The sequence below is a fragment of the Vibrio sp. 1CM23M genome, assembly GCF_023161755.1.
GTDB lineage: Bacteria > Pseudomonadota > Gammaproteobacteria > Enterobacterales > Vibrionaceae > Vibrio > Vibrio coralliirubri.
The window spans coordinates 1-8804 of record NZ_JALNTR010000019.1 but is presented as its reverse complement, the minus strand read 5'-3'; the positions used below and the strand labels follow the sequence as shown (position 1 = coordinate 8804).

The following is an 8804-nucleotide window of genomic DNA, read 5'->3' as shown; positions in this document are numbered from 1 at the left end:
GGCTACTTAGCTCAGTTGGTTAGAGCACATCACTCATAATGATGGGGTCGCAGGTTCAAATCCCGCAGTAGCCACCACTTATACAACGTCTTATTGAAGCACCAATATTCGATATGACTATAAAGATTTGCTGCGGTCGTGGCGGAATTGGTAGACGCACCAGATTTAGGTTCTGGCGCCGAGAGGTGTGAGAGTTCAAGTCTCTCCGACCGCACCATCATTAAATAAAACCCAGCTTTTTAGCTGGGTTTTGTTTTATCTGGAATATGCAAATCTGCTAGCCAAGTCACCAAGTATTCTCTTCTATAACCTCACTTTTAATACGATTTTATAAGACAATGTCAGCTCCATTTTCTAATTGAGTATGACTAGCCTATGAAAACCCTCCCCTTAACGATCGGTTGCTACACGGATACGCCAAGTAAAAGCCAAGGTGTTTATCAAACTCAGTTAGATCTAGAAACAGGAAAACTATTACCTCTAGAGCTAATCATCAAATGTACTAACCCCTCTTTTGTTACTGTAACAAAAACTGGGATCTATACTGCATCGGAAGTTGACCAGCAAAAACAGCCCCAGCTCATTCATATACCTAATGTTGATTCACAGCTAACGCCCAATACGAGCCTCATCTCGGGAGATCACCCTTGTCACGTCGCAATAGATCCACACAATAAGTTTGCTATCACGTCGCAATACTCATCAGGCACATTCGATATTTTTAGCTTAAGTATCAATGGCAGCATCGATAAGCGACTCAAAACAATCAAGATGGTTGGTTCCGGGCCAAACAAAGAGAGACAAACTAGCCCACACGCTCATCAATGTCTGTTCCTACAAAACTCACCACAGTTTGTGACCGTCGATCTCGGCACCGATCGCATCAACTTCTATTGCTTTGATGAAGAACAAGAAGAGTTCCTTGATGAGCCAATGCAGTCTATTAAGGTGCCCGCCGGCAATGGACCTCGTCATTTAATTTTTAACAACGCTGAAGACAGAGCCTATGTGGTCTGTGAACTCTCTGAAACATTACTGATTTTGGAAAAGGTTTTAGGCATTTGGAATGTAGTGGAAGAGATCGATGCATTGCCTAATATGGAGAAGGGAGAAGCCACAGCTGCGATTAAGCTATCCCCTGATGAGCAATTCCTTTATGTGTCATGTCGACGTCAATCAAGAATCAGCAGCTTCAAAATCGACTCTGAGAATCAAAAGCTGACTTTCATTGATAGCTACGACACTGCAGGTAAATTCCCAAGAGACTTCCATATAACTGACGATGGAAAATGGCTTATCGCAGCCAACCAGCACTCCAACAACATCACCTCATTCAAGCGAGGCAATGAGGATGGGTCTTTGGTTTATACAGGGTTTTCTTTAGAGATCGATGCACCGGTTTGCGTTACGCAGTAGTTATAGCATTCAACACCATACAAAAAAGGAGAGCATCTACTCTCCTTTTCTGTATAAATAACCGGAACTAATGAAAATTAAAGACCCAAGGCGTATTTCAATACTTGAGTTTTAATCGGCCCAGAGTTCTCTGCTAGTTTTAGTGCGGCATTACGTACAAACTTGAGCGGACCAATGTCGTTGCTGAATGTCTTGTAGAAGAAATCCATGCCACTCTGCATCATTAAGTTGTCGCCTCTTCTCATCACTTCATAGCGTCTTGCTACAGACTGATTTAATTCACCCTTTTCTTTGGTGACATTCAACAGTACTGATACATCTTTAAAGCCTAAGTTAACACCCTGTCCAGCCAAAGGGTTGATGGTATGCGCAGAGTCCCCGACTAAAATACAGTTATTCTTCGAGTATGATTGAGCATGACGTCGTGTCAGAGGAAAAGAACCCGAATTCAAGACTTTGATATCACCTAACTCTTTAGGAAAGTGAGTAAGTACTTCATTTCGTAGTTTTTCAGGAGTCATTGCTGACAGTTGCTTAATACGCAGCGGAGAATCATACCAAACTAACGAGCCCTGCCCGACTTCTTGATCGTCAGAGGTTAGAGAACACAAAGGCAAAAATGAGCGAGGGCCACTTGGTAGAAATTGCTGCCAAGTAATATCTTGCTGAAGTTGTTCTGTTTCTACATTGATAAGCATACAGTGTTGTCGATAATCCCAAGCCGTGATGCCAATTCCAGCTTGTTGGCGAACGGCTGAATTCGCACCATCAGCACCAACCACCCACTTCGCAGATAACTCAACCCCAGATTGAAGCTTAACGATATTGGTTTCACCAAACTCAATCACATCGAGCTTTTCTGGACATAACAGTTCGAGGTTGTCGTAGGCATCAAATTGAGACCATAAACCTAATTGAATGAGTCTGTTCTCAACGATATAGCCCAAACGAGGAAGGTCCAGTGAGGCAGCATCAAACCGAGTACGACACTCTGGGTGCTCCCACGTCTCTAAACGCTTATAAGAACACACTCGCATCGCTGCAATACTTTGCCATGCACCAAGATCTTCAAGCAAATCGACCGATGCTTGAGAAATCGCTGACACACGAATGTCCATCGCTTGTGACTCATCAAAAGCTTGTGGGGCAAAACCTTCGATTACCGCAACACTCAGACCTTGCTTTGCAAAACCGATTGCTGTTGCTGCGCCAACCATGCCGCCACCGACTACTACAATATCGTAACTGTTCATATTTTGTACTTATCAGTTTGATTCTTTGACTGTTTTTGATTGTACTTTTTCATAACTAACTTGTAACCAAAAACCTTATTCGAAAAAAGGGTTATCCCTTATGGCATATGGCGTTAACGATAATAAAAACCACTACATAAGAGATTTGTTCAGACTACTAGTCAGTCGGTTTTGAAACCAGTACAATACGCCGCTTGCCGCTAGAGCCTGTCATAAAATTGAATACCGTATTATGACAAACGGGGCTAGCGGATGAATAATGGGCGATTTGCTCCCTTAAATTAAACTAACGATCGAGCGAACATATAATGAGTAAGAAACTGCTAATTAAAACTTGGGGCTGTCAGATGAATGAATATGATTCATCAAAAATGGCCGACCTGCTTAACGCTGCAAATGGCTATGAGCTAACTGAAGTACCTGAGGAAGCAGACGTACTACTATTGAATACTTGTTCTATCCGCGAAAAAGCGCAAGAAAAAGTATTCCACCAGCTTGGTCGTTGGAAAACGCTTAAAGATAAAAAAGAAGGCGTGGTGATCGGTGTGGGTGGCTGTGTAGCGACTCAAGAAGGTGATCACATTCGTCAACGTGCACCTTACGTAGACGTTATCTTTGGCCCACAAACATTACACCGTTTGCCAGAGATGATTAAGTCATCACTGTCTAACGAAAAGCCAGTAATGGACATCTCTTTCCCAGAGATCGAAAAGTTCGATAACCTACCCGAGCCAAAAGCTGAAGGTGCGACGGCGTTCGTTTCTATCATGGAAGGTTGTTCTAAATACTGTACTTACTGCGTTGTACCATACACACGTGGTGAAGAAGTTAGCCGTCCAATGGATGATGTACTGTTCGAAGTTGCTCAACTTGCAGAGCAAGGCGTACGTGAAGTTAACCTGCTAGGTCAAAACGTAAACGCATACCGCGGTCCAACTCACGAAGGTGATATCTGTTCATTCGCAGAACTACTTCGTCTTGTTGCTTCTATCGACGGTATCGACCGTATTCGTTTCACAACAAGCCACCCGCTTGAGTTTGGTGACGACATCATTGAAGTTTACAAAGACACACCAGAACTAGTGAGCTTCCTTCACCTACCAGTACAAAGTGGTAGTGACCGTATTCTTACGATGATGAAGCGTCCACATACGGCTATCGAGTACAAATCTATTATCCGTAAACTGCGTAAAGCTCGTCCTGACATTCAAATCAGCTCTGACTTTATTGTTGGTTTCCCTGGTGAGTCTAAGCAAGACTTCCAAGATACAATGAAGCTAATTAAAGAAGTTGATTTCGATATGAGCTTCAGCTTTGTTTTCTCTCCTCGTCCAGGTACGCCAGCGGCAGATTACCCATGTGATGTACCAGCACAAGAGAAGAAAGATCGTCTGTACGAACTGCAGCAAACGGTAAACACACAAGCTATGCGTTTCTCTCGTCTAATGTTAGGCACAGAGCAACGTATCCTTGTTGAAGGCCCATCAAGAAAGAACCTAATGGAACTTCGCGGCCGTACAGAAAACAGCCGTGTTGTGAACTTCGAAGGTTCTGCAGACCTAATCGGTCAGTTCGTAGATGTGAAGATCACGGAGGTTTACACCAACTCACTACGTGGTGAGCTAGTTCGCACAGAAAAAGACATGGGTCTACGCGTTGTTATGACTCCAGCAGAAATGATGGAAAAAACAAAACGTGAAGACGAGCTAGGTGTAGCAACATTTACGCCATAGGCAATACAACTGTTTGAGCACAAAGCGCAAACACAAAGCTTGAAATTACCTAACTAAGTGACCATCTTAGAAATAGGGACATCACCATCAGAAGCCCGGTCTAAATCGGGCTTTTTGCTCTTTGTTTTATTTAAGAGTGAGTGGCACAAAATGAGAGGCTAATTTGAGCAATAAAATCGTTACCTTAGAGATAAATCTAGAGCCAGCAGACAACAAGCGCTTGGCAAGTTTATGCGGTCCATTTGACGACAACATCAAGCACCTTGAGCGTCGTCTGGGCGTTGAGATTAATTACCGTAGCAACTTTTTCACGATTGTCGGTAAGCCTCACACTACAGCCGCAGCTTTAGACATCATCAAACACCTCTATGTTGAAACGGCTCCAGTTAAAGGCAACATAATCGATATCGAACCAGAGCAAATACATCTGGCGATCACCGAGTCAGGCATTTTGGAGCAACACGTCGAGTCTGAAATTGACTACGGCAAAGAAGTGACCATTAAGACTAAAAAAGGCGTTATCAAACCTCGTACGCCAAACCAAGCACAATACCTAATGAACATGGTCACTCATGACATCACCTTTGGTATTGGGCCAGCAGGTACAGGTAAAACCTACTTAGCTGTTGCTGCAGCAGTTGATGCACTTGAACGCCAAGAGGTTCGCCGAATCCTACTGACTCGCCCTGCTGTTGAAGCCGGTGAGAAGCTTGGTTTCCTACCGGGTGATTTAAGCCAGAAAGTAGACCCATATTTACGTCCACTTTACGATGCGCTGTTTGAGATGCTTGGCTTTGAGCGAGTTGAGAAGCTGATTGAACGTAACGTGATTGAAGTTGCGCCACTGGCTTACATGCGTGGTCGTACATTGAATGATGCGTTTATCATTCTTGATGAGAGTCAAAACACCACGGTAGAACAGATGAAGATGTTCTTAACCCGTATCGGTTTTAACTCACGCGCTGTAATCACTGGTGATATTACGCAAATCGATTTACCTCGTGGTGCAAAGTCAGGCTTACGCCATGCGACTGAAGTGCTCAATGAAGTCGATGACATTAGTTTTAACTTCTTCATGTCTGAAGACGTCGTTCGTCACCCTGTGGTTGCTCGTATCGTCAACGCATACGAGAAGTGGGAAGCAAAAGACCAGAAAGAGCGCAAAGAGTTTGAAAAGCGTAAACGTGAAGAGCGCGAAGCCAAACTTCTTGAGGCTCAGCAGGCAGTTACGACACAATTAGCAACACAAAATAGCTCTGTAATTGCAGAACAAGGTGATAAATAGATGTCTATTGAACTAGACCTGCAATTAGCGGTCGAAAATGAGCAAGGTCTTCCAACTGAGCAAGATATTCAGCTTTGGTTGGACAAGACCATTCCTCAGTTTCAAGAGAACGCTGAGTTGACGGTTCGTATCGTTGATACGCAAGAAAGCCACCAGCTCAATCATGAATATCGTGGCAAAGACAAGCCAACTAACGTGTTGTCTTTTCCATTCGAGGCTCCTCCAGGGATCGAGTTAGATCTACTGGGCGACCTCATTATCTGCCGTCAAGTTGTCGAAAAAGAAGCAGAAGAGCAAAATAAGCCTCTGCTAGCACACTGGGCTCATATGGTTGTACATGGCAGTCTGCATCTGCTAGGTTATGATCATATCGAAGATGATGAAGCTGAAGAGATGGAGTCACTCGAGACAGAAATCATGCAATCTATGGGGTTTGAAGACCCTTACATTCTAGAAAAGTAAATTGATTCTAGTAAAGTAGGTTGCAGAGAAACAATAACTCATCGAACCTGTGATTTTCGCAGGAATCTGAGTTGTAACGTGTGCTATCACACTTCTGATAGCGTTATTTTTTGAGAAATCATGAACGAAGGTAACCCCCCCACTTCTGAGGGAAGTAAAAAATCTGAAGGTCCGAGTAGAAAGTCCTTCTTTGAACGCCTAGGCCAACTATTTCAAGGTGAAGTAAAAGATCGCCAAGAGCTCGTAGATGTAATCCGCGACTCAGAAATTAATGACCTAATTGACCACGACACACGCGACATGCTCGAGGGTGTTATGGAAATTTCAGAGATGCGAGTACGCGATATCATGCTGCCTCGCTCTCAAATGGTTACAGTTGAACGCACCGATGATCTAGATACATTGATTGCGCTCATTACTGATGCTCAACACTCTCGCTACCCAGTGATCAGTGAAGATAAAGACCATGTTGAAGGCATTCTATTAGCGAAGGACCTACTTAAGTATTTGGGTTCAGAAAGTGCCCCATTTGATATCGAACAAGTGATTCGCCCTGTCGTGGTTGTTCCTGAAAGTAAGCGAGTTGATCGCCTGCTTAAGGAATTCCAAGAAGAGCGTTACCACATGTCTATCGTTGTCGATGAGTTTGGCGGAGTTTCTGGCCTGGTAACCATTGAAGATATCCTCGAAGAAATCGTTGGTGAAATTGAAGACGAGTTCGACGATGAAGAAGAGCTAGATATTCGTAAGCTGAGTAAGCATACCTTCTCTGTAAAAGCTTTAACCACTATTGAAGAGTTCAACGATACGTTTAACACTGCCTTTAGTGACGATGAAGTGGATACGGTAGGCGGCATGGTTATGACAGCACTCGGTCACCTGCCGGTTCGTGGCGAAATTGTAGAAATCGAAAACTACCATTTCAAAATAACATCAGCAGATAACCGTCGTGTGATTCAGCTACAGGTAACCATTCCTGACGAACAGCCTCTTCCGACTATCGAAGAATAACAACTTCTCTCTAAAGAGATGACAGAAATTAGATGACTAAGACATTTATTCATCGCCTATTACGGCCGCTTGCGGCCGTTTTTGTTGGCGCTATAACCACCCTTTCATTCGCTCCATACTCTATATGGCCTCTTGCTATTCTCAGCCCAGCTTTGTTGCTGTTACTGATCCACAACCGCTCTCCTAAAAGTGCGCTTTGGATTGGCTACGCATGGGGTTTAGGTCAATTCACCACAGGTATCAGTTGGGTATACGTCAGCATCGATCACTTTGGCGGCATGCCACTGGCAGCCAACCTGTTTTTGATGGCACTGCTCATTGGCTACCTAGCGGTTTATTCCGGCCTATTTGCCTGGAGTTTGAACAAGTTCTTCCCTGCCAACAATCTAAGCCGATTTTTCCTTGCAGCTCCTGCATTGTGGTTAATCAGTGATTGGCTGCGTGGCTGGGTAATGACGGGCTTCCCTTGGCTTTGGCTTGGCTACAGCCAAATCGATTCGCCATTGGGGTCATTTGCACCGATTGGCGGTGTCGAGTTAATTACTCTAGTGATCATTGTTTCAGCCTCTGCATTCGCTTATGCGATTGTTAACCGGGCCTGGAGTATCGCTATCATTCCCGCCGTCGTATTTAGCGCAGGTTTTGGTATTCGAAATATCGATTGGGTCACGCCTAACCCTGAAAAAACAACATCAGTGGTATTGATTCAAGGTAATGTCGATCAAGATAGCAAATGGCTGCCGAGTCATCGCTGGCCGACCATGATGAAGTACACCGATTTAAGCAGAGAAAATTGGGACGCGGATATCATCATCTGGCCTGAAGCCGCTATCCCTGCGTTTGAGGTAGAGATTCCTTCTTTCCTACGTAACTTAGATAGCGCAGCGAAGATGAATGACAGCTCGATCATCACTGGTGTGCTTAATCAGTCTGAAGATAAGAAATACTACAACAGTATTCTTTCTCTCGGTGTGAATCCATACGGTGAATACAACTACGATCCAGACGAACGCTACCATAAACATCACCTATTGCCGTTTGGTGAGTTTGTGCCGTTTGAAGATATCTTGCGCCCATTAGCACCTTTCTTTAACTTGCCAATGTCATCATTCAGCCGTGGCGATTTTGTTCAACCCAACATAGTGGCAAATGGTCGTCACTTAGCGCCTGCGTTGTGTTATGAGATAGTCTTTAATGATCAAGTTAGACAGAACGTAACCGACGAGACTGACTTTATTTTAACGCTCTCTAACGATGCGTGGTTTGGTCGTTCGATTGGCCCTCTGCAACATATGGAAATTGCACAGATGCGTGCTCTGGAGCTTGGTAAGCCGGTTATTCGCTCGACCAACAATGGTGTGACGGCAGTTACCGATTACAAAGGCAACATCATCAAACAAGTGCCTCAGTTTGAAACAGCAGTATTAAAAGCTGAACTCATTTCAACGGATGGTCAAACGCCTTATCACACAGTAGGTACTTGGCCACTGTATATCTGGGCGATGCTCAGCTTGGTGATTGGTTGGGTAATTAGAAAGCCAAAAAGCTAGATTCGAGATTCGAGATTTGATATGGCCCCTAAAAAGTAGACACAGGGGTTTAGTTGATTAGTTCAAAGTCCATGGGACTCACTCCACCTAGAGT

7 protein-coding genes and 2 tRNA genes are annotated in these 8804 nt (G+C 44.1%); 8 read left to right on the top strand and 1 reads right to left on the bottom strand.

Features of this window, described 5'->3' with window-relative positions; all coding sequences use genetic code 11:
• The 3 genes from MSG35_RS23875 (at nucleotide 1) to MSG35_RS23865 (ending at nucleotide 1416) form a co-directional block, all read left to right on the top strand.
• Nucleotides 1-77: transfer RNA gene (locus MSG35_RS23875), tRNA-Met, on the top strand.
• 55 nt (nucleotides 78-132) lie between these two features.
• A tRNA-Leu gene (locus tag MSG35_RS23870) sits at nucleotides 133-217 on the top strand.
• A gap of 158 nt (nucleotides 218-375) precedes the next feature.
• Nucleotides 376-1416, top strand: a complete 1041-nt coding sequence (locus tag MSG35_RS23865) for a lactonase family protein (protein ID WP_248385179.1) — start codon at nucleotides 376-378, stop codon at nucleotides 1414-1416.
• A gap of 77 nt (nucleotides 1417-1493) precedes the next feature.
• Here the strand turns inward: MSG35_RS23865 and MSG35_RS23860 are convergent, their stop codons facing one another.
• Nucleotides 1494-2669: a 2-octaprenyl-3-methyl-6-methoxy-1,4-benzoquinol hydroxylase gene (locus tag MSG35_RS23860; protein ID WP_248385177.1), complete on the bottom strand. Its 1176-nt coding sequence runs from the start codon at nucleotides 2667-2669 to the stop codon at nucleotides 1494-1496.
• Between the two features lie 308 nt (nucleotides 2670-2977).
• Between MSG35_RS23860 and miaB the strand changes: the two genes are divergently transcribed.
• The 5 genes from miaB (at nucleotide 2978) to lnt (ending at nucleotide 8710) form a co-directional block, all read left to right on the top strand.
• Nucleotides 2978-4402 (top strand): tRNA (N6-isopentenyl adenosine(37)-C2)-methylthiotransferase MiaB, encoded by a 1425-nt coding sequence (gene miaB, locus MSG35_RS23855; protein ID WP_012603385.1) that lies wholly within the window; start codon nucleotides 2978-2980, stop codon nucleotides 4400-4402.
• A gap of 163 nt (nucleotides 4403-4565) precedes the next feature.
• Nucleotides 4566-5687, top strand: coding sequence for a PhoH family protein (locus MSG35_RS23850; RefSeq protein WP_048607945.1), 1122 nt, complete (start codon nucleotides 4566-4568; stop codon nucleotides 5685-5687).
• Nucleotides 5688-6149, top strand: a complete 462-nt coding sequence (gene ybeY, locus MSG35_RS23845) for an rRNA maturation RNase YbeY (RefSeq protein WP_248385175.1) — start codon at nucleotides 5688-5690, stop codon at nucleotides 6147-6149.
• Nucleotides 6150-6269: 120 nt separating this feature from the next.
• Nucleotides 6270-7160 (top strand): CNNM family magnesium/cobalt transport protein CorC, encoded by an 891-nt coding sequence (gene corC, locus MSG35_RS23840; RefSeq protein ID WP_012603382.1) that lies wholly within the window; start codon nucleotides 6270-6272, stop codon nucleotides 7158-7160.
• Nucleotides 7161-7192: 32 nt separating this feature from the next.
• The gene (gene lnt, locus MSG35_RS23835; RefSeq protein ID WP_248385173.1) at nucleotides 7193-8710 is read left to right on the top strand and encodes an apolipoprotein N-acyltransferase; all 1518 of its coding nucleotides are present in this window, start codon (nucleotides 7193-7195) and stop codon (nucleotides 8708-8710) included.
• The last annotated feature ends 94 nt before the right edge of the window (nucleotides 8711-8804 follow it).